At 39.0% G+C, this 22,500-nt stretch carries 25 protein-coding genes; 18 read left to right on the top strand and 7 right to left on the bottom strand.

Annotation, left to right across the window (positions count from 1 at the left end):
- Window positions 1-20 precede the first annotated feature (20 nt).
- From NMG88_RS19020 to NMG88_RS19000, 6 genes are all read left to right on the top strand, one after another.
- The gene (locus NMG88_RS19020; protein WP_235751942.1) at window positions 21-1,814 is read left to right on the top strand and encodes an ABC transporter ATP-binding protein/permease; all 1,794 of its coding nucleotides are present in this window, start codon (window positions 21-23) and stop codon (window positions 1,812-1,814) included.
- A 95-nt stretch (window positions 1,815-1,909) separates the two neighbouring features.
- The gene (locus NMG88_RS19015; RefSeq protein ID WP_254035702.1) at window positions 1,910-2,449 is read left to right on the top strand and encodes a GNAT family N-acetyltransferase; all 540 of its coding nucleotides are present in this window, start codon (window positions 1,910-1,912) and stop codon (window positions 2,447-2,449) included.
- A gap of 71 nt (window positions 2,450-2,520) precedes the next feature.
- On the top strand, window positions 2,521-3,495 hold the full coding sequence (locus NMG88_RS19010; protein ID WP_227398040.1) for an MvdC family ATP-grasp ribosomal peptide maturase: 975 nt from the start codon (window positions 2,521-2,523) through the stop codon (window positions 3,493-3,495).
- 35 nt (window positions 3,496-3,530) lie between these two features.
- Window positions 3,531-4,523, top strand: a complete 993-nt coding sequence (locus tag NMG88_RS19005) for an MvdD family ATP-grasp ribosomal peptide maturase (RefSeq protein ID WP_235751941.1) — start codon at window positions 3,531-3,533, stop codon at window positions 4,521-4,523.
- A gap of 115 nt (window positions 4,524-4,638) precedes the next feature.
- Complete coding sequence (locus NMG88_RS22745) at window positions 4,639-4,791, top strand: microviridin/marinostatin family tricyclic proteinase inhibitor (protein WP_081692420.1); 153 nt, start codon at window positions 4,639-4,641, stop codon at window positions 4,789-4,791.
- Between the two features lie 127 nt (window positions 4,792-4,918).
- Complete coding sequence (locus tag NMG88_RS19000) at window positions 4,919-5,656, top strand: SDR family oxidoreductase (RefSeq protein WP_227364883.1); 738 nt, start codon at window positions 4,919-4,921, stop codon at window positions 5,654-5,656.
- A gap of 183 nt (window positions 5,657-5,839) precedes the next feature.
- Here the strand turns inward: NMG88_RS19000 and NMG88_RS18995 are convergent, their stop codons facing one another.
- Window positions 5,840-6,763: an alpha/beta fold hydrolase gene (locus tag NMG88_RS18995; protein WP_081846417.1), complete on the bottom strand. Its 924-nt coding sequence runs from the start codon at window positions 6,761-6,763 to the stop codon at window positions 5,840-5,842.
- A gap of 152 nt (window positions 6,764-6,915) precedes the next feature.
- Here NMG88_RS18995 and infC point away from each other — a divergent pair, with 152 nt between their 5' ends.
- Window positions 6,916-7,449: a translation initiation factor IF-3 gene (gene infC, locus NMG88_RS18990; protein ID WP_026785810.1), complete on the top strand. Its 534-nt coding sequence runs from the start codon at window positions 6,916-6,918 to the stop codon at window positions 7,447-7,449.
- 126 nt (window positions 7,450-7,575) lie between these two features.
- Here infC and surE read toward each other — a convergent pair whose 3' ends face one another.
- Window positions 7,576-8,382 carry a 5'/3'-nucleotidase SurE gene (gene surE, locus NMG88_RS18985; RefSeq protein WP_254033248.1) on the bottom strand — a complete coding sequence of 269 codons (807 nt, stop codon included), beginning with the start codon at window positions 8,380-8,382 and terminating at the stop codon, window positions 7,576-7,578.
- Window positions 8,383-8,758: 376 nt separating this feature from the next.
- Here surE and pheS point away from each other — a divergent pair, with 376 nt between their 5' ends.
- Together pheS and NMG88_RS18975 are read left to right on the top strand one after the other, a co-directional pair.
- A complete protein-coding gene (gene pheS, locus NMG88_RS18980; protein ID WP_042156013.1) occupies window positions 8,759-9,760 on the top strand; it encodes a phenylalanine--tRNA ligase subunit alpha in 1,002 nt (333 codons plus the stop codon).
- A 38-nt stretch (window positions 9,761-9,798) separates the two neighbouring features.
- Window positions 9,799-10,452 (top strand): SH3 domain-containing protein, encoded by a 654-nt coding sequence (locus tag NMG88_RS18975; protein ID WP_042156012.1) that lies wholly within the window; start codon window positions 9,799-9,801, stop codon window positions 10,450-10,452.
- Between the two features lie 105 nt (window positions 10,453-10,557).
- Here the strand turns inward: NMG88_RS18975 and NMG88_RS18970 are convergent, their stop codons facing one another.
- The 4 genes from NMG88_RS18970 to NMG88_RS18955 form a co-directional block, all read right to left on the bottom strand.
- Window positions 10,558-11,805: a bifunctional folylpolyglutamate synthase/dihydrofolate synthase gene (locus tag NMG88_RS18970; protein WP_214560931.1), complete on the bottom strand. Its 1,248-nt coding sequence runs from the start codon at window positions 11,803-11,805 to the stop codon at window positions 10,558-10,560.
- 5 nt (window positions 11,806-11,810) lie between these two features.
- Window positions 11,811-12,233 carry a type II toxin-antitoxin system VapC family toxin gene (locus tag NMG88_RS18965; RefSeq protein ID WP_235751939.1) on the bottom strand — a complete coding sequence of 141 codons (423 nt, stop codon included), beginning with the start codon at window positions 12,231-12,233 and terminating at the stop codon, window positions 11,811-11,813.
- Window positions 12,230-12,487, bottom strand: a complete 258-nt coding sequence (locus NMG88_RS18960; RefSeq protein WP_026795597.1) for a hypothetical protein — start codon at window positions 12,485-12,487, stop codon at window positions 12,230-12,232. The genes NMG88_RS18965 and NMG88_RS18960 overlap by 4 nt, the downstream gene beginning before the upstream one ends.
- A gap of 100 nt (window positions 12,488-12,587) precedes the next feature.
- Complete coding sequence (locus NMG88_RS18955; protein WP_026795596.1) at window positions 12,588-13,058, bottom strand: DUF29 domain-containing protein; 471 nt, start codon at window positions 13,056-13,058, stop codon at window positions 12,588-12,590.
- 755 nt (window positions 13,059-13,813) lie between these two features.
- Between NMG88_RS18955 and NMG88_RS18950 the strand changes: the two genes are divergently transcribed.
- A complete protein-coding gene (locus tag NMG88_RS18950) occupies window positions 13,814-14,011 on the top strand; it encodes an NAD(P)H dehydrogenase subunit NdhS (RefSeq protein WP_026795595.1) in 198 nt (65 codons plus the stop codon).
- Between the two features lie 79 nt (window positions 14,012-14,090).
- Window positions 14,091-14,756, top strand: a complete 666-nt coding sequence (locus NMG88_RS18945) for an HAS-barrel domain-containing protein (protein WP_042156007.1) — start codon at window positions 14,091-14,093, stop codon at window positions 14,754-14,756.
- A gap of 154 nt (window positions 14,757-14,910) precedes the next feature.
- Here NMG88_RS18945 and NMG88_RS18940 read toward each other — a convergent pair whose 3' ends face one another.
- The gene (locus tag NMG88_RS18940; protein ID WP_254030267.1) at window positions 14,911-15,843 is read right to left on the bottom strand and encodes a class I SAM-dependent methyltransferase; all 933 of its coding nucleotides are present in this window, start codon (window positions 15,841-15,843) and stop codon (window positions 14,911-14,913) included.
- Window positions 15,844-16,040: 197 nt separating this feature from the next.
- Here NMG88_RS18940 and NMG88_RS18935 point away from each other — a divergent pair, with 197 nt between their 5' ends.
- The 7 genes from NMG88_RS18935 (at window position 16,041) to NMG88_RS18905 (ending at window position 22,437) form a co-directional block, all read left to right on the top strand.
- Window positions 16,041-16,928, top strand: coding sequence for a beta-1,6-N-acetylglucosaminyltransferase (locus NMG88_RS18935; protein ID WP_235766062.1), 888 nt, complete (start codon window positions 16,041-16,043; stop codon window positions 16,926-16,928).
- A gap of 53 nt (window positions 16,929-16,981) precedes the next feature.
- Window positions 16,982-18,088 carry a methyltransferase domain-containing protein gene (locus tag NMG88_RS18930; protein WP_235751937.1) on the top strand — a complete coding sequence of 369 codons (1,107 nt, stop codon included), beginning with the start codon at window positions 16,982-16,984 and terminating at the stop codon, window positions 18,086-18,088.
- A 35-nt stretch (window positions 18,089-18,123) separates the two neighbouring features.
- Window positions 18,124-18,789: a glycosyltransferase family 2 protein gene (locus tag NMG88_RS18925; RefSeq protein WP_235751936.1), complete on the top strand. Its 666-nt coding sequence runs from the start codon at window positions 18,124-18,126 to the stop codon at window positions 18,787-18,789.
- A gap of 80 nt (window positions 18,790-18,869) precedes the next feature.
- On the top strand, window positions 18,870-19,742 hold the full coding sequence (locus NMG88_RS18920; RefSeq protein WP_254035701.1) for a glycosyltransferase: 873 nt from the start codon (window positions 18,870-18,872) through the stop codon (window positions 19,740-19,742).
- A gap of 140 nt (window positions 19,743-19,882) precedes the next feature.
- The gene (gene rpsB / locus NMG88_RS18915) at window positions 19,883-20,674 is read left to right on the top strand and encodes a 30S ribosomal protein S2 (RefSeq protein ID WP_026785796.1); all 792 of its coding nucleotides are present in this window, start codon (window positions 19,883-19,885) and stop codon (window positions 20,672-20,674) included.
- A 168-nt stretch (window positions 20,675-20,842) separates the two neighbouring features.
- Window positions 20,843-21,502 carry a translation elongation factor Ts gene (tsf, locus tag NMG88_RS18910; RefSeq protein WP_042156000.1) on the top strand — a complete coding sequence of 220 codons (660 nt, stop codon included), beginning with the start codon at window positions 20,843-20,845 and terminating at the stop codon, window positions 21,500-21,502.
- Window positions 21,503-21,609: 107 nt separating this feature from the next.
- Entirely contained in the window at window positions 21,610-22,437 is an 828-nt protein-coding gene (locus tag NMG88_RS18905; protein WP_214560939.1) for a hypothetical protein, read from the top strand.
- Window positions 22,438-22,500: the final 63 nt, after the last annotated feature.

The following is a 22,500-nucleotide window of genomic DNA, read 5'->3' as shown; positions in this document are numbered from 1 at the left end:
AATTACCAGTTTTTTAGGATATGCAAACTCAAGTTCCCCCTGACAAAACTATCACCAATCCCCTTTCATCTTTGACTCGATTTTTGCAAGATGTTAAAATTATTGCTCAACCTTACTGGTATCCCACAGAGTTAAATGGACGGGCATTTTCCGATGTGATTTGTTCCTGGGGAATGTTGGCTCTAATGGTTTTAAGCATAATTTTGCTAGTGAGTGTCGATGCTTTTGCCAGCTTCTGGAATCGCCATGTCCTAGATATTGTGATTGAACAAAGAGACCTTTCTAAGTATCTTGAGACTCTCTGGCTGTCTAGCTTTTTGATTGTGCTGATCACCTGTTTAGTCGCCCTGGCTCAATTTGTTAGGAAAAAAGTTGCTCTTGATTGGTATAAGTGGCTAAGTAATAACACCTTAAAACAATATTTGAGCGATCGCGCCTATTATAAAATTGGTTTTACATCGGGTTTAGAAAATCCTGACCAACGTTTATCCCAAGAAATTGAACCGATTACCACCATAACCTTGAGGTTTTTAACAACCTTATTAGAAAAGAGTCTGCAAATGATCACTTTTCTGGTTATTCTTTGGACAATTTCCCAAGAGATTACTATTTATCTAGTTATCTATACCATTTCTGGTAACTTTATTGCGGTGTATTTAACCCAAGAGTTAAATAAGATTAATCGGGCGGAACTTAACTCTAAGGCTGAATATAATTATGCCCTAACCCATGTCCGAGATCATGCGGAATCCATTGCTTTTTTTCGAGGGGAGGAACAGGAAGAAAAAATCATCGAACGCAGATTTAATAATATTATCAAAAATGCTGAACAAAGAATTAATTGGGAGAGATTTCAGGATCTTTTTAATCGTGGCTATCAGTCTGCGATTAGTGTTTTTTCGATGTTTATTCTGACACCAATGTTCATTCAAGATAAAATTGATTTTGGAGAAATTAGTCAAGCCAGTTTATGCTGTTTTCTCTTTTCTAATGCCTTGGGACAACTGGTAAGTGAGTGGGGAACTTCAGCAAAATTATCTAATTATATTGAGCGTTTAGCCTCCTTTTCTGATGGCTTAAAAACAGTGAGCCTAGAACCAAAAAACCTCGGTAGGATTACAACAGTAGAAGACAACCGTTTAGCTTTTGAGAATTTTACTCTACAAACCCCAGATTATGAGAAAGTAATTGTTGAAAATTTATCCCTATCAGTTCCATCGGGAAAAGGTTTATTAATTGTTGGCCCTAGTGGTCGCGGGAAAAGTTCTTTGCTACGAGCGATCGCAGGTTTATGGAATGCAGGAACCGGGCGTTTAGTGCGTCCTGATCTCGAAGAAATGTTATTTTTACCCCAACGTCCTTATATTATTTTGGGCACTCTGCGTGACCAACTCCTTTATCCCCATACCACTGATCAAATTACTGATCAAGAACTTGAAAAAATCCTAGAAAAAGTTAACCTTCAACATTTATTAACTCAAACTAATGTTTTTGATAAACAAGTAAATTGGGAAAATATTTTATCATTAGGAGAACAACAGCGACTAGCCTTTGCCCGAATGTTAGTTACCCGTCCCAGTTTCGCCATATTAGATGAAGCCACCAGTGCTTTAGATTTAATTAATGAAGAAAGTTTGTATCAACAATTACAGCAAACCCAGACAACTTTTATCAGTGTAGGACATCGTGAAAGTCTATTTAATTATCATCAATGGGTACTAGAACTTGCAGAAAATTCTCGTTGGCAATTTTTGAGCGTTGAAGACTACCAACAGCAAAAATTCGCGGCGATCAATTTTCTTAAAAAATATTAAATTTCCAGATAATAAGTCTCAATAGGTTGTAATATCTTATCCTATAGGTTGGGTCTCCCAACCCTCTTTGCGCTCGATTAGGATTAATATATAACATGGGTGGTCTTGTTACCAAACGATTACGTTTAGTGCCTTTTAAATTGCCAATTGTACAAGCAGCAATTATTGGCGATATTGAATTAGGAAAAGTTCTAGGTGTTACAGTTTTATCTGACTGGATTGATCAAGAATTTTATGATAACTTGCCAGAAATTGCCAATATACTGATTCAAAGTCCATTACAAGGAGAATGGGGATGGGGAAATTTAGTGATTCAACAAGCAGAAAATACCCTAATTGGTCACGTTATGCTTAAAATTATTCCAGATATCCCCGATCCCACAGGTTCCCCCACAGGAGCACTGGAAATTGGCTATCAAATCGCTCCCTCCTATCGACGACAGGGATACGGATCTGAAGCGACAAAAGCAGTGTTAGACTGGGCATTCTCTCAACCTTCTGTGGAAAAAGTGACAGCCGGCTGCTATGCTGATAATATCGGTTCCAAAAGATTGCTAGAAAAAATCGGAATGCAGCACACAGAAACCCGATCCAATGGTCAAGTATTAGTTTGGGAATTATCGCGTTCTTCTTAGTTTCAAAATTCCCCTTTTAAAGCTATGCTTTAAGCAAAATTCAAAATCGAAACTATGGAGAAAATAGTTCTATGTCTTTGTCTCGTGATGTTGTTTTATTGATTACTCATAGTGGGGATTTTTTCACCATTGATCGAGTCATAGAAGCCCTATTAAAAAAAGGCGTGCAACCCTTTCGTTTTGATACGGATCAATTTCCTCTCAATGTCCAATTAACTGCCAATTTTGGCAAATCAAAAATCGATCATCAACTGGAATATAATGGTCATTCTATTAGCACAAAACAGGTGCAAGCGGTTTGGCTACGACGGATCTGGGAGCCTGATTTTCAGGAATTAGACCCCCAATATCAACAGGCTTGTGCTAAGGAATCAAAGGCAACTTTAAACGGCCTTTGGGACAGTCTGAGAGAAGCTAATTGGGTTGATCATTTAGTACGAATTGAGGCGGCGAGTAATAAACTACTGCAATTAAGATTAGCCTCAGAAGTAGGATTTACTATTCCGCAAACATTGATCACAAATAAAGCCGAAGCCGCACGGGAATTTTTTCAACAAGTTAACGGCAAAATGGTGAGTAAGCTATTAACTACTCTTTCTCGTAGTATGGAAAGCACTTCTTTTTTTCTTTATACTAGCCTGGTTAAAGAGGAAGATTTACAAGATGCGGAGTCATTACGTTATTGTCCAATGGTTTTCCAAGAACAAATTTCTAAGCAACAGGAATTGCGAGTTATTTATGTGAATGGTCAGGTATTTGTGGGGGCGTTAAATGCTTCTGTTTATGAAGATTCTACAGTGGATTGGCGCGCTCCTGGTATGGAGGTGGGTGCTTGGCAAAATCATCAACTTCCCGAAGAATTGATCCGTCGTCTTCAAACTTTTATGGGTGAATTGGGGCTGTTATTTGGAGCTTTTGATTTTATCCTCACGCCGTCGGGAGATTATGTCTTTTTAGAAGTTAATCCTGGTGGCGAATGGGGAATGCTGGAAAGGGATTTGGATTTGCCGATTTCTCAAGCGATCGCCGATACCTTGATTCCCTAAAATTTACTATTTAACCATTATTATTCAGGAAATTTATGACGGTTTTAATTTTTACTTTCAGCAACGATAATGAAAGTATTCCTCTGGTTATTAAAGCTATTGAAGCCAAGGGTAAAAAAGCCTTTCGTTTTGATACTGATCGCTTTCCTACGCAAGTAAAACTCGATATTTATTCGGGTGATTTTGAGGGGGGAATAGTTACCGATGGAGAACATAAATTAGACTTAAGTGAAGTCTCCTCGGTTTGGTATCGGCGCATGAGATATGGTGCTAAACTTCCTGATAGTATGGATCAGCAATTTCGGGAAGCGTCTTTAAAAGAATGTCGCCTTACCGTCCGAGGATTAATTGCTAGTCTACCAGGTTTCCATTTTGATCCGATGATTAACGTTGATCGGGCTAATAATAAGCAACTGCAATTACAAATTGCCCGACAATTAGGTTTATTAATTCCCCGGACTTTGACCTCAAATAATCCCGAAGCTGTCAAACAATTTGCCCAGGAATGTAAAGAGCAAGGAATTGTTACTAAAATGCTCTCTCAATTTGCAATTTATGGTGAAAATAAAGAAGAAAATGTTGTGTTTACCAGTCCTGTAACCGATGATGATTTAGACAATTTGGAAGGGCTAAGTTTTTGTCCGATGACTTTTCAAGAAAATGTCCCTAAAGCCCTAGAATTAAGGACAATTATTGTCGGAAAACAGGTATTTACTGCCGCCATTAACTCTCAACAATTAGACGGAGCTACCTATGATTGGCGAAAAGAAGGAAGGGCTTTACATGAAAAATGGCAAGCCTATAATTTACCCGAAGATATCGAGAAAAAACTACTGCAACTGACGGCTTATTTTGGCTTAAACTATGGAGCTATTGATATTATTGTCACCCCCGATGGTCGGCACGTTTTCCTAGAAATCAATCCCGTTGGCGAGTTTTTCTGGTTGGAATTATTTGCTCCCTATTTCCCTATTTCCCAGGCGATCGCTGAAATTCTGCTTACTCCTAGAAACCAGAAACCATCTTAGTGATTCAGGATACTTTTTTAATAAAAGTTAATCATTTGTTCTGGATTTCCCTTGACATATCCTGATTGATTCGTGATAGAATCCCAACAATTAGCTTTCTGAAAAGTAAACTACTATGTCTAAAAATATCAAAGTATCGACCGGATCAGCAGTCCCCTTCTTTGCTCGTTTCTTGTCAGAGCAAGACACAGAAACTGGTGATTCTACTTCTACCGATATCCCCACGATCTGGACTTTGAAGTGGCCTTCCGATTGGGAAGATAGTTAAGTAGACCAGAGCCATCTTGATCGAAAATTAAGGGAGTAGCAGTTATTCAATAACTAAAAACTACTCCCTATTTTTGTTTAAATATTAAGTTAAAGTAGTTTTATATTGTGATACCAGGGAGAAAATAATGTTTGAGTCGCTATCAGGAAAAAAGGTAGTTATTATTGGCATGAATTCGGGAGTTGACCTGGCGATCGCCAATAAGATATTAGAATTGGGGGCAAAAGTTGTACTTTCTCACCCATCTCCAGAAAAATTAAATCAGGCGATCGGATTAATTTCGGTCGAGATTGAAGCTAAAACTGTTAACATTTTGGATGAAGATTCAGTTAATACTTTTTTTGAGGAAGTGGGAAACTTTGATCATTTAGTCGTAACTGCTATCGGAGACAGAAATATGCCCCGATCGCTATTAGCAGAAATGACCACAGAAACGGCTCAAGGTGCCATGGACAAGTTCTGGGGAACGTTTTTTGCTGTGCGTGCCGGGTTGAAAACCATAGCCACCGATGGCTCCATTACCCTAACCTCCAGTGTTTCTATGTTTAAATCTTCAAAACTGGGAGGGATTTCCGTGATCGCCGCTGCCAATAGTGCCGTGGCCGCATTTGGCCGATCGCTGGCATTAGAAATCGCACCAATTCGGGTCAATGTGATTGCTCCTGGACTGATAGAGGATACTAGCATCTGGAGCAGTCAAAGCGAGTCTGAACGTTCAGACCTCAGTAAGTGGGCGATCGCAGCCTTACCTGTGGCCCATCTGGGGCAACCAGAGGCACTAGCGCAGGCGGTATTAAGTTTGATGACTAATCCCTATATGACCGGGGTGATTTTACCTGTTGAGGGTGGAGTCACCTTGATCTAATCGACTATATAGCAATCCTAAATAGGTTGTAACATTTCAATACTGATATGAAACGGCCAGAAGTATTACCCCAGATCCCTCCCCCCCTAGCCCCCCGTGCACGGGGGGTTTGGGGGGGCTGTTCCGGTGTTCCCTTTTGATCAGGGATTTTAAACACAACTCAAATAGGATTGCTATAGTAGCTTAGTCATCGAAATTTTCAATCATCCAGTTTACAATTTCCCTATTTACCCTGTCTGGACATTCATCATGGGCGCAATGTCCGGCATTTTCCAATTCCACTAATTTTAATTGAGAGTAATATTGTAAATATTGACGAGGGTTAGCAAATTTAACTGGAATTAAACGATCTTGTAAGCCACAAAGTAACAAAATAGGAGCCGTTAATTGGGGAAATAGACTTTTAACTGTTGGGCCCAGACGAGGATTTCCCATCATTTTAATAATCGAACAAAAAGCCCGGGCTGCACCTCTTTCCAGAGCCGGAGTTACTAAAATATCAACTAATTCATCGGTAATCGCATCGGGATTATTATAGGCTAACTGTACCCAACGCCGGATAAAACTCGGACGACGAGCTAAGGCAAAAAATAGCCTTAAAACTGGAGGAGAAGCCACAATATTTTGCACAGTTTCTACCACAGGAATTGACCAAGGCGGTAAAATTTCTAATTGTAATCCGGGGTCAGGAAGACTAATTAAAACTAATCCCTTTGCTAATTTAGGGTTTTGGGATGCCACCATTAAACTAACCAAAGACCCGATAGAATTGCCGACTAAAATTACAGGTTCTCGGATAAACGTTTTCCAAAAATCATAGACTAAATCTACCCATAATTGAATATTGTAGGGGGCGATCGCTTTTTCCGAACCGCCAAAACCCAATAAATCCAAAGCATAAACCATACTCGTTTGACTCAACACAGCCAAATTGTATCGCCAATGTCCAATAGAAGCCCCAAATCCATGTAAAAATAACATCGGGTAACTGGGACTAGAAGATAGGGACAAACCGGGCCGACTATAGGCGTAACGAATCCGCCAACCCCGCCAAATCCAATCCCGTTGATCACCTACTTGGTCTTGCCAGCTTGCGGAACTAATCAAATATCCTCCGATCACAACATAACTTTATATTGATAATCTTAACGTTTATGGAATTTAGGTTAAATTTGGAACAGAATATCGATGGGAATGAGTACAATAGGAAACTGTAGAACCATATCACCATCATATTGAATCGCTTGCAAACTTCTTTAATGCCTGTGACCGATAAAAAAATCAATCGCAATTTGCCTCCAATTAACGAAAATATCCGGTTTCCTAAAATCCGGGTCATAGATGCAGATGGCTCTCAATTAGGGATTCTCACCCCCCGGGAAGCCTCGCGCATGGCGGAGGAAAAGGAACTCGACTTGGTATTGGTTAGCGACAAAGCCGACCCCCCGGTGTGTCGGATTATGGACTATGGCAAATACAAGTACGAACAGGAAAAGAAAGTTCGAGAAGCCAAGAAAAAACAACACACCGTTGATGTCAAGGAAGTCAAAATGCGCTACATCATTGACGAGCACGATTACAAAGTGCGCGTCAATCAAGCCAAACGCTTCCTGCAATCAGGGGATAAAGTTAAAGCCACCATTATGTTCCGTGGTCGGGAAATTCAACACAGCCACCTCGCCAAAAGCCTCCTGGAACGTATGGCCTCTGAGTTACAAGAATTGGCTGAGGTGCAACAGGAACCCAAACAAGAAGGACGCAGCATGATGATGTTGCTCTCACCCAAAAAGTAGAATTCAGGTGTTGAATGGCTGACTTCTAAGGATTCGGTTGCCTTGGGATGTCAGCTTCAGCACCCAATCTCTAATTACCAGCCGAAACTAGAAATCTTCCCATCCTCCTTGTTAGCAAGGGGGACTTTAATTGTGAATACTTAACATCTGCGACCAAGTTTGTAACTTTTGTAATTCTGTAATATGGGTAAGGTTATATTGTAGGGGGGTGATGGTGATCAGATTTTGACGTAAAGCATGAACATCCGTCATCCATTCATCCAAGTCTGAGGGTTCGTTTAATAGTTCTACATCTTCCATTAATTCTCCAGTTAACCAATAATAGGTTTTTCCCCTAGGGTCGATACGTTTTTCCAAAATATCAACATAACGACGAATTCCTTGACGGGTAATCTTCACCCCCTGAATGTCCTGGGGGGGGACACTGGGAACATTAACATTTAGTAACATCGCTTCGGGTAGGGGCTGTTTTTCTAAGGTGTGAATTAACCGTTGGGCAAATTCCACCGCGCCTTGAAACTCCCGTGAAGAATAACTCCCCAAACTAAAAGCAATACTGGGAATTCCTTGAATTAACCCTTCCATGGCTGCTGAAACCGTACCGGAGTACAGAATATCCGTGGCCACATTCGGCCCATGATTAATTCCGGCTAAAACCAAATCCGGCGGGGTTTCCATCACCCCAAATAGTCCCACTTTTACAGAGTCGGCGGGGGTTCCTGAACAGGCCCAAGCGGTTACGGAGGGGGCAAAAATATCCTCTACCTGTTCAACGCGAATGGGATGGTGTAAGGTTAAACCATGACCCGTTGCCGAACGTTCTTGATCGGGACAAACCACAGTTACTTCATGTCCGACTTGGGCTAAACCATTGGCTAAACTGCGAATTCCTTGGGCAAAAACCCCATCATCATTACTAATTAATAGTTTCATTGAGTTAAATTGATTAAGAGAGAGAAAATTTACTTTCAGGATAATTAGAATTGAGAATGAATGGAAATATTTTTTATACTGGGAGTTCGGTGAATGGATTTTCCTGGTTTTTCATTAGTAATGAGATTTTGGATAGAAGATTTTTAGTATTATAGCATTTTTCCCTAAAGATGTGTTAAATAGAAGCAATTAATCGGCTTTTGATACTCTACGATAACCCATTTTGAAATCAATTCAATTATCCAGTTTCGGACATAAATAAAGATTTTTTATTTTTAGCAAAAAGCTGATCTGTAAAGGGGAACAAATTAAGCTACACTCAGCAAAGGCAGGACAATTTCTCCCTACCTAATTTCAATCGTCTATTAATCCTAATATGGCAACTCAACTTAGTGAATTAGAAACTCAACTGGAAGACTTACGCGCCGCAGGAACAACGGCGATCGCAACTTCTCAAACCCTAGATGAATTAGAACAGTTGCGAATTAACTACTTAGGCAAAAAAGGCAAAGTTTCCGTCGTTTTAGGGGGAATGGGAAAACTAGACCCCAGTGAACGGCCCCGCATTGGAGCTTTAGCTAATGATGTCAAAAAAGCCTTAGAAACAGGTTTAGAGGATAAACGCACCGCCCTCCAACGCGCCCAACTCAAAGCCCAACTTCAGTCGGAAACCCTAGATGTCACCATGCCGGGTGTCTATCATTCCCAGGGCCGAATTCATCCCCTAAATGGCATTATTGATCGGGCTTTGGATATATTTGTTGGGTTAGGATATACCGTGGCTTCTGGCCCGGAAATGGAAACGGACTATTATAATTTTGAAGCCCTAAATACTCCCCCCGACCATCCAGCCCGGGATATGCAGGATACTTTTTATTTACCCGATGGTAACTTATTAAGAACCCATACCTCCTCGGTGCAAATTCGCTACATGGAAGAACACCAACCCCCCATCCGCATTGTCGCCCCGGGTCGGGTTTATCGTCGGGATACGGTGGATGCTACCCATGCGGCGGTGTTCCATCAAATTGAACTTTTAGCCATTGAAGAAGGCCTACAATTTACCGATTTAAAAGGCACAATTAAAGAGTTTTTGCGCCAAATGTTCGGGGATTTACCCGTGCGGTTTCGGGCCAGTTATTTCCCCTTTACTGAACCCTCGGCCGAAGTGGATTTACAATGGCAGGGAAAATGGCTAGAAGTGTTAGGATGTGGCATGGTTGATCCGAATGTGTTAAAAGCGGCTGGCTATGACCCGGAAAAATACACAGGATTTGCGGCGGGTTTTGGTGTAGAACGGTTTGCCATGGTTTTACATCAAATTGATGATATTCGGCGGGTTTATGCCAGTGATTTACGCTTTTTACGTCAGTTCTAATTGTTAAAATTGAGTGTGGTTAATGAGGAGTGAAATTAATGAATAATTTGGGATTGAGGAGTAAGTATTTTCGGGTTTTAGCATTAGTTGTATTAGCGGTTATGGGGAGTCAATTACCCACTTTAGCAACGATACAAACTAAACCAACAACCCCGAATTCTGAAACAAAAATAGCTCAAAACCGTTCTAGTTTGTGCCGAATTATTGGGGAACAACAGGGGTTAGCGGTTCATTCTCGACCGACTCCCACTTCTCCGGTGGTTGGGGGTGTGGGATTTAAAACGGAAGTGACTTTAGCTAATAATTCCGGCGGGACTCGTGGCCCGGATGGTCGGACTTGGGTAGAAATTTCCGCCCCAATTAAGGGTTATATTTCTAATGGTTTTCCTGATAGAAGTGGGAATTTGCAAGACTGTTCGGGTCAAGTACAAAAACCCGAACCTCCAACAACACAACCCGTTAGTTTATGTCGTCAAATCGATTTTGCCGCCGCCCCCAATGGGGTTGTGGTCAGGGAAAAACCCTCTCGATTTTCTGACCGGGTTGGGAGTTTGGCTCCAGGAGCGCGAGTTAGACTGATGCAGAATTATAGGTTAATTCCTGATCCGAATGGGGAAAAACGCGATTGGGTGGGAATTAGTGAACCCGAGGAGGGATATATCTCGGCCAATACTTTGATTATGTGTCGGTAATAGTCCGTAGAGACGTGCCATGGCTCGTCTCTCTATATTTAACTCTCTATATTTAACTCTATTTAACCACAAAGACACGGAGGCACAAAGGGGTTATAACGGGATTCAAGTTTTTTGCAGAAGTTCAAAAAAATAACCTAATAAATACAATGATCCACAAATAACTGGTAAGGTATTTTCATTTTTAATAGCAGCGTCTAACGCGGGAATTAATGTGGGATAGGTTTGACAATTCTTTAAATCGGGACATAAACTTTTAGCTAGGGTTGCTAACTGTTGGGGGTCTGCATAAGGGTGATTAGGAATAGGAACTAAATATAATTGATCACTGGGTCTTAATAGGGCTTTAAAAATATTAGTGTGATCTTTTGTCGATAACATTCCCATCACCCAACTAATAGATGAAACCTCTAAACTATCCACATATTCACGTAAAGCAACGGCGGCGGCGGGGTTATGGGCGCCATCAATTAATAGGCGATGCTGTTTCCAGGTAATCCATTGCAAGCGTCCTGGCCATTGGGCTTTTTCTATGCCTTGAATTAGGGCATTTTCGGAAATTTTCCATCCTTGTTGATGTAGAATTTGGATAGTAGCGATCGCGATCGCCGAATTAATTAATTGTATATTTCCTAATAGGGGTAAAGGGTATTCTAACCCTTGATAATTAGCTGTTTGCTGTATACCATTTTGTTTGACCCAAACCGCAGGTTTAACCCACGTTACTGGGGCGTTTAATTCCGTTGCCCGTTGTTGAATAACTTGTTGAGCATCTGGGGGTAAAATACCGACAACCACGGGACAGTTAGGTTTAATAATTCCCGCCTTTTCAAAGGCAATTTCTGCTATTGTTGACCCCAGGTATTCTTGATGGTCTAAACCAATGGAAGTAATCACACTAACCAAGGGATAATCACAAACATTAGTGGCGTCTAAACGTCCCCCTAACCCCACTTCCATGACTGCTATATCTACTTTTTGTTGAGCAAAATATAACCAAGCTGCAACTGTTACTACTTCAAATAAAGTTGGGGGAAATTCATCGGGGAGAATGGCATTTTCTACCTGTTGTAAAACTTCTAAAAAATCCGATTGTGAAATTGGTTGTTGATTAATTGATAAACGTTCTGTCCAATCGACTAAATGGGGGGAAATATAGCGTCCAACTCGATAACCTGCTTGTGATAAAATAGAAGATAGGTAAGCACAAACCGAACCTTTACCATTAGTTCCAGCTACATGAATTATAGGAACATTTAGGTGAGGATTTCCTAAGCGTTTTAGTAGGTTTTTAATCCGTTCTAAACCTAAATTAATCCCAAATTGTTGATATTTTTGTAAAAATTTTTCCATATTATTTATATTTCATCAGCAATTATTAAATCAATTATTTCCTGCTGATTTTTGCGATAAATTCTAAAATCACTATCTAAGGTTAATATACAACTCCCTGGAATTAATTCACTCATTCTGACTAAACAAGCATCGGCTAAAGACATCGGTATATTCTGATAACGCTGCATTAAATTTCCAATAGCTTCAATTTCTTCTGTTAAATGAAAGGGTATTTTAATCACTCCCGATTTCAATAAAGCAATAACAGCTTCCTCTCCTCCATAGGTTCTATGAAGCAAAAAACACGCTTCAGAAATAACCGCTTCACAAGTGAATAATGGAGGAACTAGGGTTTTCCAAATCTGTACCGACCAACCGTGAAAGCGATCGCTTTTATCAATTACAGCAACTAAAGGACTGGTATCTAAAATAATTAATGGCTTCATTTTGCTGAAACACCCTCCAGATAGGTTTTATTATAGGATAAATCACCGATTCCACTCTCCACACATCCTACCCACTGTTTGGCTGCTTCATAGGCTGAAATCGGTTGTTGTTCTACTTCTGGAGGTTGAATTTCTGGTTTTTGGGCTTTAAAATGCAAAAATTCAATAAAATTAATTACTTCCTCCTGTTGTTGAAGCGATAAGGTGTTAATCATCTCGACAATAGCTTCTGCTTGAGTAATAGTTTGAGTCATGATCTTCTCCTATGGTTGATAATAATATAAAATTGCTATACTCAATTTACTATAACATATCTCTACTAGAAAATCATTTAGATTGAGTGATTTTGTTAATTTAATTCGGTAGAAATTCACTATCGAGGGTAGCTTCTGGTGTAAACGGGCAAACCACAGGAAATACTTCTAAAGTTAAACCCGTTTCTAAGGCTGCTTCTTGTCTAGCATCTTGATAACATTCCTCAAACACTTCTGTATAGTAAGGTTTTAAGCTGGGACTACTTTTTAATGCTTTTCTCAGTCTTCTACGATGTTCATAAATCGAAGATAACCAACTATTGGAACGTTTATCTGGTTGATATTTATATTTCAATAGATGTAGTAAAACAATAATTAAATCACTTTCTAGTGCTTGTTTTTCACTGCGTCCCATAGATTCGATTTCTTCAATTAAATTTCCCAAATCAACCTCTAATAATTGCCCTGTTTTTAACTGATTTACCGTATTTTCAATCCATAAGTAAAAATCTTGTTCATACAGGCTTAAATTTTCTGTTGATTTTAATTGAGGGTGTTTAGAGCTTACCATTGATACCTCATTTGAGAGTTAAGAGGATTAGGGTCTATTATATTAATTTATAACCGAAAAAGGCGCGTAAGACGCACCCGATAAAATGATAATTTATATAACAGTCTCAAGCGAAAACTAGGACATAAGATCACAGAGTGAAGTCTTTTCTTGCTGATTGCCTGCTATATTTAACTTTTAGGTATGGGGGCGGTGGGACTTGAACCCACACGACCTTATAAGGGTCAACGGATTTTCATTCTCCCGTAGCTTTCGCTACTACCAATTGGCTTTGAGAATTGGACTCTCTCTTTACCCTCGGCTTAACGTTAGGGTAGCTCCCGTCGAGTCTCTGCACCTTCCTAGGTATTGATCTTAGATTGGGGAAACTCCCTCATTTCTAATACCCCTAGGCTTGGCTCAGGATTGCCTTGTCTGAATTTACAGATTTAGGTTTCCCTGAATTTGACAGCTTACACTTGAGAGATTTCTCGCCTCAAGGCTCAATTTATCTTTAAGTCCGTAGCGTCTACCATTCCGCCACGCCCCCGGATTGGGTTATGTGTTGATTCGCTTTTGAATTTTCACATTTCTATATCTAAACATTTTATTTTGATTTACGCAAGGGTTTTGGGAAAGTTTTTTTTCCAGAGGGACTCAAACGTTCTCCTATTGGAATTTTTGGCTTTTGCGGAAAGACTATAATTCCACCCCCCTTAACAATCCACGGTTAGGGCGGTAAACTAAGATTGAGTTCACCTAAGCCTTAAAATATTATGATTTTGCCAGGTTCCGCCGTGCGAGTCACGAACCCTATTGATACTTATTACGGTTTCCAAGGTCTAGTTCAACGAGTCAGTGACGGGAAGGTCGCTGTTCTGTTTGAAGGAGGAAACTGGGATAAACTGGTTACTTTCAGACGTTCTGAACTAGAAGCTATTGATACCACTGCTGGACGCAAAGGCAAAAAATAATAATGATAGTAGAGACGTGCCATGGCGCGTCTCTACACTGATAACTGATAACTGATAACTGATAACTGATAACTGATTTATGCGTCTTCCCTTTCCTGCATTTTCAACTTCTGCCCGTTCTCAACAACATATTGGTGAGGTAATTGAAACGGCGACAACGGAATATTTAGCCCAATGTTTGGAACCGGAAGATTTAAGTTTTCCGGTGATGCCTGCGTTTGGAAGTTGGGTTAAATCTAGGGATGAGGAGTCGGGAAATAAAGTTTATGGGGTAGTTTATCATGCCACAACTAGCCCGATTGATTCTGTACATCGGGCGAGGGCACTAGGATTAAGTTTAGAGGAATTGCGAGAACAGCAACCGCAAATTTTTGCGATGTTAAAAACGGAATTTCGGGTGGCAATTGTGGGGTTTGAGTTGGTGGGTGAGGGAAATAATTCTCAACCGCAACGGGGCAAGATTTATCAATATATTCCGCCCCGTCCTCCTCAAATTCATCAAGCGGTGTATGAGTGTGAACCGGATGAGATTGTTAGTTTTAGTCAGGAATTAGATTTTTTAAGAACTTTATTAGATGTGGGTAATGCTCCGGTGGATTCTTTGGTGGCTGCGGCAATTCGAGAAGTTTATAAGTTCAAAACATTAGATCGAGCTTGGTTAATTGAAGCGGGACGAACCCTGAGCATTTTATTAAAAGATGATTATGATCGCTTGCGGGTGATTCTCAAACAAATTCATCCTTGATTATGGAGGAATTAAATTGATTCAGCTTTTGTCACTTTCCGAATTAAGCAAGTAGTAAATAAACTAATTTAGCCAAATGTCATCGGAATACTGCATTTTTTCCTAGGTTAAAAGTATATTTAACTCTCCTCCGTGATTCTTGGAGAGAGGAAAATTATAGGTTTGATTGGGTTAAATTTAACAAGTCTAAACAAGAACAGAAAATTTCAGTTTGTTGCTGAAAAATTTCTTCAGCCGTCAAATTTGATTGAGACTCATAAATAAAATTAACTTGATCAGAAGCACTTTGATATGTTGTTTGAATTGTCAATATTAGTTTAAGAAAATTATCCAAGTCATCTTTATCTTTGAGTGCCGGGATAATTACATTGCTGGGTAAAGATTCAAGTATTTTAATAAAATCGGCATCTTTTAGGTTTAAGAATGCAGCCCGAAGTTTCCTGTATTTTTGGTTAATCTCCATGGCATCATTGTGTCTATATTCATTAAGGAAATCAGGTTCTACTGACTGTTTTTTCTGAAGAATAGCCAGGTGATGTCCTGATTCAATAATTTCTATATCAAAACTATCGGGATATACTGACAACCAATTTTTTAAAATAATCTTTTCACTTTCTCGATTGAAATCATCCAAAATAACAATACCACCAATACGGAGTTGGTTATAGACTTGATATAAACAGGCTTCTCTTCCTCTTAAGGTATAGAATGGTGGCCCATCTATAATTACGCAGTCAAAACTAAGGTTGTTTAAGGAATTATCTTGAGTATAAGCAAAAATCGTACCCAAACCATATTCTTGAAAACTCAAAGGCTGATATTGTAACTCAAAGAGGGATTCTGGTTGAAGAAATTCTTTAGCAAGCTCTTGAGTTTGATGATAACAGTCTAAATCTGCATCTATTGAGATTATTTTGGTTTGAGGAAAACTTAAAACTAGACGGACGGAACTTGCACCGCTACCAAATTCTAAAATATAATTTGGCAAATTAACTTTCTCATTGATCAAGTCAACAATTTTTAGGAATCCTTCTTCCCCAATCCGCCAAGCCCAATTAAGATTTAACTGATGATTATCAAAATTCATTAATTCATGGGATCATTAGATCACAAATAATTGCTTAATTGTATACAAAAAACCTAAATCGGTAATTTTATGACAATTTTGGCGACAAGCTTTGATTAAAGCTTCCATTATGTTAACATGGATTCGTCTATTTTGGATAAAAATCTTGAATATCCTGTGCTGTTAGTTGTTGTTCTCATAAAAAAATTAGGAGCAGAATGTCATTATCCATAGGTTTTATTTTACTTACCCACAGAAACCCAGAGCAAATTTACAGACTAATAGCTCATTTAAACAGAATGTTCAATTATCCAACCATTGTCTGTCATCATGATTTTTCTAAATGTGATTTGTCTGTGGATACCCTACCGAAAAACGTCTCCTTTGTCCGTCCTCATGTAAAAACTGCATGGGGTGAATTTTCCGCAGTAGAAGCTATAATTAAAGCCATTAAACTAATATATGAGTCTGTAAATCCGCCAGATTGGTTTATACTACTCAGTGGAGCAGACTATCCCATCAAAACTGCTAAACAGATATTAGACGATTTCAATTCAACTGAATATGATGCTTATATACACCATGAAGAAATTATATATAAAGTTTATAAACAAAATGTCAAAATGAGCGTTATCTGGCAAATACTAGCCTATCAGCGATATTGTAGTTACGAATTATTTTCAGTTCCCTTCTTCAAAAATTTCACAATTCGTCTGGAACATCCATTATTAACTAAACCCTTTCTGCCATTTTCTAATAAATTTCGCTGCTTTGCTGGAGGTCTATGGTTTTGTGCAAATCAACGAGCGGCAGAATATATTATTGAGTTTCACAATCAAAAAAATGCCTTAGCATCACACTATTATCATCGAATGTTTGTAGATGAATCATATTTTCAAACTATCCTGGCTAATGCACCACACCTTAATCTAAAAAACGATGATTACCGCTATGTAGACTGGTCAACACAAGGGGCTCATCCCAAAACAATGGTTATGGAAGATTTGCCCCATCTTCTTGCCTCATCATGCCATTTTGCGCGAAAATTTGATATAGATGTAGATAGCAATATTCTTGATCAACTTGACACCATTACCTTAGCATGATAACTTCAGTCTTGATTACAGATTCATCTCAGTTAAAAATCAAAAAAAATTGTATGATTAAAACTTATGTAAGTAATGCTTTTTTAAAAATAGAAGATTCCCAACTGTATGCTATTTTTGCTTGGAGTCAGCGCACAGCAGAAATTATTACGGCTAAATCGTGGTTAACAATATTAGAAATATTTGTTCACGAACATTCTTTAGAAAAAGCTTACCTAATATTTGAACAAATTAAATCAGCTTCAGTAGCAGAGAAACTGACTGAGGAGCTAGAGCAATATCAACATCTGATTGAAAATGCCATAGTATTTTTAGCCGATGGAAAAATTACAATTTTTGGTAAAGGATTTCGCAGCTTTATTGAAAAAGAAATGTTATTTGAACTTGGCGATATTAGTCAAGAAAATTACCAAGTTCTGACACAATTATTTTCTAACTATCAATTAAAAGATGATTTAGCATCCATTAATACCCTAGAAGAATTTAGTAATTTAGTCGAACATTTAGAAAAACTGGGGTTGCTATCTCCCGCTACAAATTCTATAGATTGGGGTGATTTAAAAAAGGCTGTTCCTATTTGTCAAGCATTTGGTTTAACTAGGGGTACACCCGTAGATAGATATTATCTTAGCAAATATTTACAGGAAATTCAAACGCAAATTTCTGGGAATATCTTAGAAATAGGAGGCATCCCCAAAGATAAGGATTTCTATGAAGTTAATCCTGGTACATCCTATCAAATTATGAATATAGAACCCGGTTTAGGAATAGATATAGTGGGTGATGCTCACGATACATCTATGATTAAACCTGAGTCCTTTGATTCCATCGTAATATTTAATGTTCTCGAACATTGTTACGCACCCTGGCAAGTAGTAGAAAATATCTATACCTGGCTAAAACCTGGAGGAAAATGTTTTGCAATGGTTCCCAGTTCCATTAGAATTCATGCTACACCAATGGACTATTGGCGGCCTTTACCTGATGCTTTTGCTTGGATGTTTAGAAATTTCTCTCACCAAAAGCTCTATATTTATGGTAATCCTATTACTGTTATTGCTAGTTATCATGGCATCGTCACTGAAGAACTAACAACCGCAGAATTAGACGCATATCATCCAGATTATCCTGTAGCTACCTGTATCGTAGCCCAGAAATAAAATTCACCATCTAAATTCACCATTTATAAATTACCATGAGTCCGATTAATTTTGATATCCAACCCGAAGTTAGTATTATTTTATGTACATACAATCGAGCCAAATATTTAAGTCAATGTCTTGATAGTGTGATTGATCAAACCTTTCAAAATTGGGAATTGTTAGTAGTTGATGATGGTAGCAATGATCAGACTTTTGAAATAGTCAATCCCTATTTACAAAAAACTCAAAATATTCGTTATTTGAAACACAAAAACCGCAAATTAGCCTACTCTAAAAATGTGGGTATCCAAGCCTCCTTTAGCCCCTATATCACATTTTTAGATAGTGATGATACCTATGCAGCTAATCATATAGAATCTCGTTTTAACTATCTAAAATCTCATCCTGAAATTGATTTAATACAAGGCGGATTCTTTTCTGAGGAAGATATTATAGTAGCTGATTATTATAAACCCGGAAAAACCATTAATTTAAAAGAATGTGTTTTAGGCCCCACATTTTTCGGTAAACGTAAAGTATTTTTTGAATTAAAAGGATTTGATAATATTGCTTATGGTGAAGATACAGATTTTTGGCAACGAGCAGAAAAAGTATTCAAAACTCACAATATTACCAACCCAGAAACCTATATTTACACAAGAGCAGAAACAAGTATTACTAAGAGTGTTTTAGAAAATATTTCTTTACATGAAAATTAATATTTTGTTTTGCTAAATTAGCTGAAAACCAAGTAACATAAAGTAACAAAATTTAACCAACAATTTTCACAGGTTTTTATATGAAAAATAGAGGAGTTATCTATTGTGCAACAGGAAATGCTATATATCTGGAAGCAACTTTAATCAGTGCGATTGTCCTTCGTCAAATAGAACCAACGATACCTATCACTATCATCTCTGATCATCCATTACTGAAAATTCTCCCTCTGGAAAAGTACGAAATTAGTTCTAGATTTATTGATCTCAGTGAGATAAATGATAGCGGTTCATTTTCATCTAGGGACATCAAGACACGTCTATCAACCTTTAGTCCATATCAGGAAACACTTTTTCTGGACGCGGATATTCTTCCCTTCAAACCTATTTCCGACCTGTGGGATTATCTTGATTATGGAGATATGTGTATGGTGGTTGACCTAGTTCCAACATTGGGATTGTGCGATCATATTTCGGAAGAAGAGAAGAATTACACCTTACAATATTTGCCAGAAAGTACAACTCACTTTAATAGTGGAGTAATTCTTTGGAGAAACACCACCCAAACTCAGTCTTTATTTGAGTTATGGAATCGGGAGTGGCTAAAATTCAAAAAGCAAGATCAGTTAGCTCTAATTAGAGCTATTAATAAGGCACAATTCTCTGTTCAAAGCCTTCCTTGTATATACAATATTTCCCCAATAGATGCTATATCGAGGATAGAGAATAAATCCGTTGAGATACTTTCTGAAATACATGAATTGTCCCAATTTAAAGCTTCATCTATGCTCCAACAATCTATGCCGAAGCAGAAACATGATATTTGCTTGCTTCATTGCTGGGGTGGATATCTTGCTGCGGGTAAATTTCCTGAAATTGCTCAGAAATTTTATCCAAATATAGTTGAACAAGTAGTTGCAACTGGAATTTTTAGGAATGAATTACCTGTGAACTAATCTACAGATAACTCAAGACGTGGTATAGTGGAAGGGTTGTCTAAAAATCACACATCCAGGGATTCGGGTGTTTCTAGGGTTTAAACCCTTAGCTGATACGCCTGGATGGAGGATTAACCCGAATATAGGAGTTATGACGAATGGCCGTTATTAGTTTGGCAGAAATGCTGGAGTCTGGAGTTCACTTTGGACATCAGACCCGCCGTTGGAATCCGAAAATGTCTCCCTATATCTACACGGAGCGTAACGGGGTTCATATTATTGATTTAGTTCAAACCGCAGAACTGATGGAGGAGGCCTATGATTATGTCAGAAGTTCCTCCGAAGATGGGAAAAAGTTTCTGTTTGTCGGAACTAAACGCCAAGCCGCTGGAATTATCGCCAGCGAAGCCGCCCGTTGTGGTGGATATTATGTCAACCAACGTTGGTTGGGGGGAATGCTGACCAACTGGGCGACGATTAAAACCCGGGTTGACCGTCTGAAAACTTTGGAAGACCGCGAGTCTAGTGGTTATTTTGATTATCTTCCTAAAAAAGAAGCTTCGGTTTTACGTCGAGAATTGACGAAATTACGGAAGTATTTAGGCGGAATTAAAGCCATGCGTCGTGTTCCTGATGTGGTAATTTTAGTTGACCAACGCCGGGAATATAATGCGGTGATGGAATGTCGGAAATTAGATATTCCGATTGTATCTTTATTAGATACTAATTGTGATCCTGATTTGGCAGATATTCATATTCCCGCCAATGATGATGCTATTCGTTCAATTAAGTTGATTGTTGGTAAGTTAGCCGACGCAATTTATGAAGGGCGTCATGGTCAAGGTGCAGAAATAGCTGAAGAAGATTATGATTACGAAGCCGAATATGAAGAAGATGAAGAAGTTGAAGATATCGGCGATTTAGATTCTGATTCGGAGTCGGAAGAATAAGACCTAAAATATTTCTCAGGAGTCTTTTTTCAGGACAGGTTTAAGCTAAATTATCCGATGGGGACTCCTGGGAAGTAATCATGAAAAACATTTAGATTCATTTGTTATAATTTTTTTTAACAGATGAGTGATGGCGATAGGTAAACATAAAACAAATCTGAGGAAAAGATGGCGGAAATCTCAGCAAAAGTGGTTAAGGAACTGCGCGATAAAACTGGCGCGGGGATGATGGACTGTAAGAACGCCCTGATTCAAAATGATGGGGATATCACGAAGTCTATCGAATGGTTACGTCAAAAGGGTATTACTTCTGCGGATAAAAAGAGCTCTCGCAGTGCTACCGAAGGCTTGGTGGGAAGTTATATTCACACTGGCGGACGGGTGGGGGTAATTGTGGAAGTCAACTGCGAAACCGACTTTGTGGCGCGTCGGGAGGAATTTAAGGCATTAGTGAATAATATTGCCATGCAAATTGCGGCTTGTCCTAATGTGGAATATGTTTCTATTGATGATATTCCCGCCAGCATTACCGCTAAGGAAAAAGAGATTGAAATGAAGCGGGATGATTTAGGAAATAAACCCGATAATATTAAGGAAAAAATTGTTCAAGGACGAATTGATAAGCGTCTTCAAGAGCTATCCTTAGTTGATCAACCTTACATTCGCAATCAAGATATTACGGTGGCGGAGTTGGTGAAACAAAGTATTTCTCTGTTAGGCGAAAATATTAAAATTCGTCGCTTTGCTCGTTTTGTTTTGGGTGAAGGCTTGGAGAAGGAAGAAAAGAATTTTGCGGATGAAGTCGCCGAACAAATGGGTAAAGCCTAGGTTATTTCTGAAGTTAATTAATAGTTAAGACTCCGATCAGATCAAATTTTAATTATGATCGGAGTTCATTCATTTTTAATTCCTAATTCGTAATTCCTAATTCCTTTATGGCTGGATCAATAAATCGCGTTGATCAGGATATCGCTGCTTTGGAAGATGCGATCGCTAAAATTGCCCAAGAGTTTCATCACGCCTATGAGGTGTATTTGGTTGCTCTGGGGCAAGGAGTACGTCAACAATTGATTTTGGCAAGTTATCATCTCTGCACTCAAATCTATCCTCAAGTATTTTTAGAGTTATCGGTTTCACAACGACAAAAATTACAACAGGGGCTAAGAAATTTAGCCCGACAAATGCAGACGGATTTATGCGAGTCTCTGCAAGCTCCGGCTGATTTTGAACTTGAGGATTTAGATGATGATTTTACCTCTGAACCGGAGGAGGAACAGCCAGAGGAAAATTTGCAGGTTTCTCAGACTCCAAAACCGTTAACCCCTGAGCGTTTATTCTCTTGGCAAGATGGGATTGAAACCGGAATTGTCCGACTGTTGAAATTGCTATCTAAGGATGCCAACTTGCAGTTACAACGGTTTGGACTGTTACCGAAAAAATTACCCCAAGCTATTCTGGAAGTGGCTTCTAAGGCTGATGCTTCCAGCGATATGGTGGCTGGGCCAGCGAATCTACTCCAGATCATGATTGAGACGGAGGATGATGACGAGCCCCAAACCTCGATCATGACAAAGTTAACGGCTATTCATCTGCGCTTGGGGGAAATTGAGTTTGCTGATGCTAATGTGATGGCGCGACGTCACCAACTCCGCCATTTATCGGGACAGTTTACTAATATCCGTCGGGACTATCAAAAAAAGTTACGCGAGAGGGCTATACTTCAGGCAGAATCAGCTTGGCGAGCTAGTTGGTATGAGGATTGAGAAATGCCTGAAATGCTTATAGGTTGGGTTGTATGGCTTTTAGTTGACTAAAAAATCAAGAGT

Source organism: Planktothrix agardhii (assembly GCF_904830935.1).
GTDB classification, from domain to species: Bacteria; Cyanobacteriota; Cyanobacteriia; order Cyanobacteriales; family Microcoleaceae; genus Planktothrix; species Planktothrix agardhii.
This window is presented reverse-complemented; position numbering and strand designations above follow the sequence as displayed.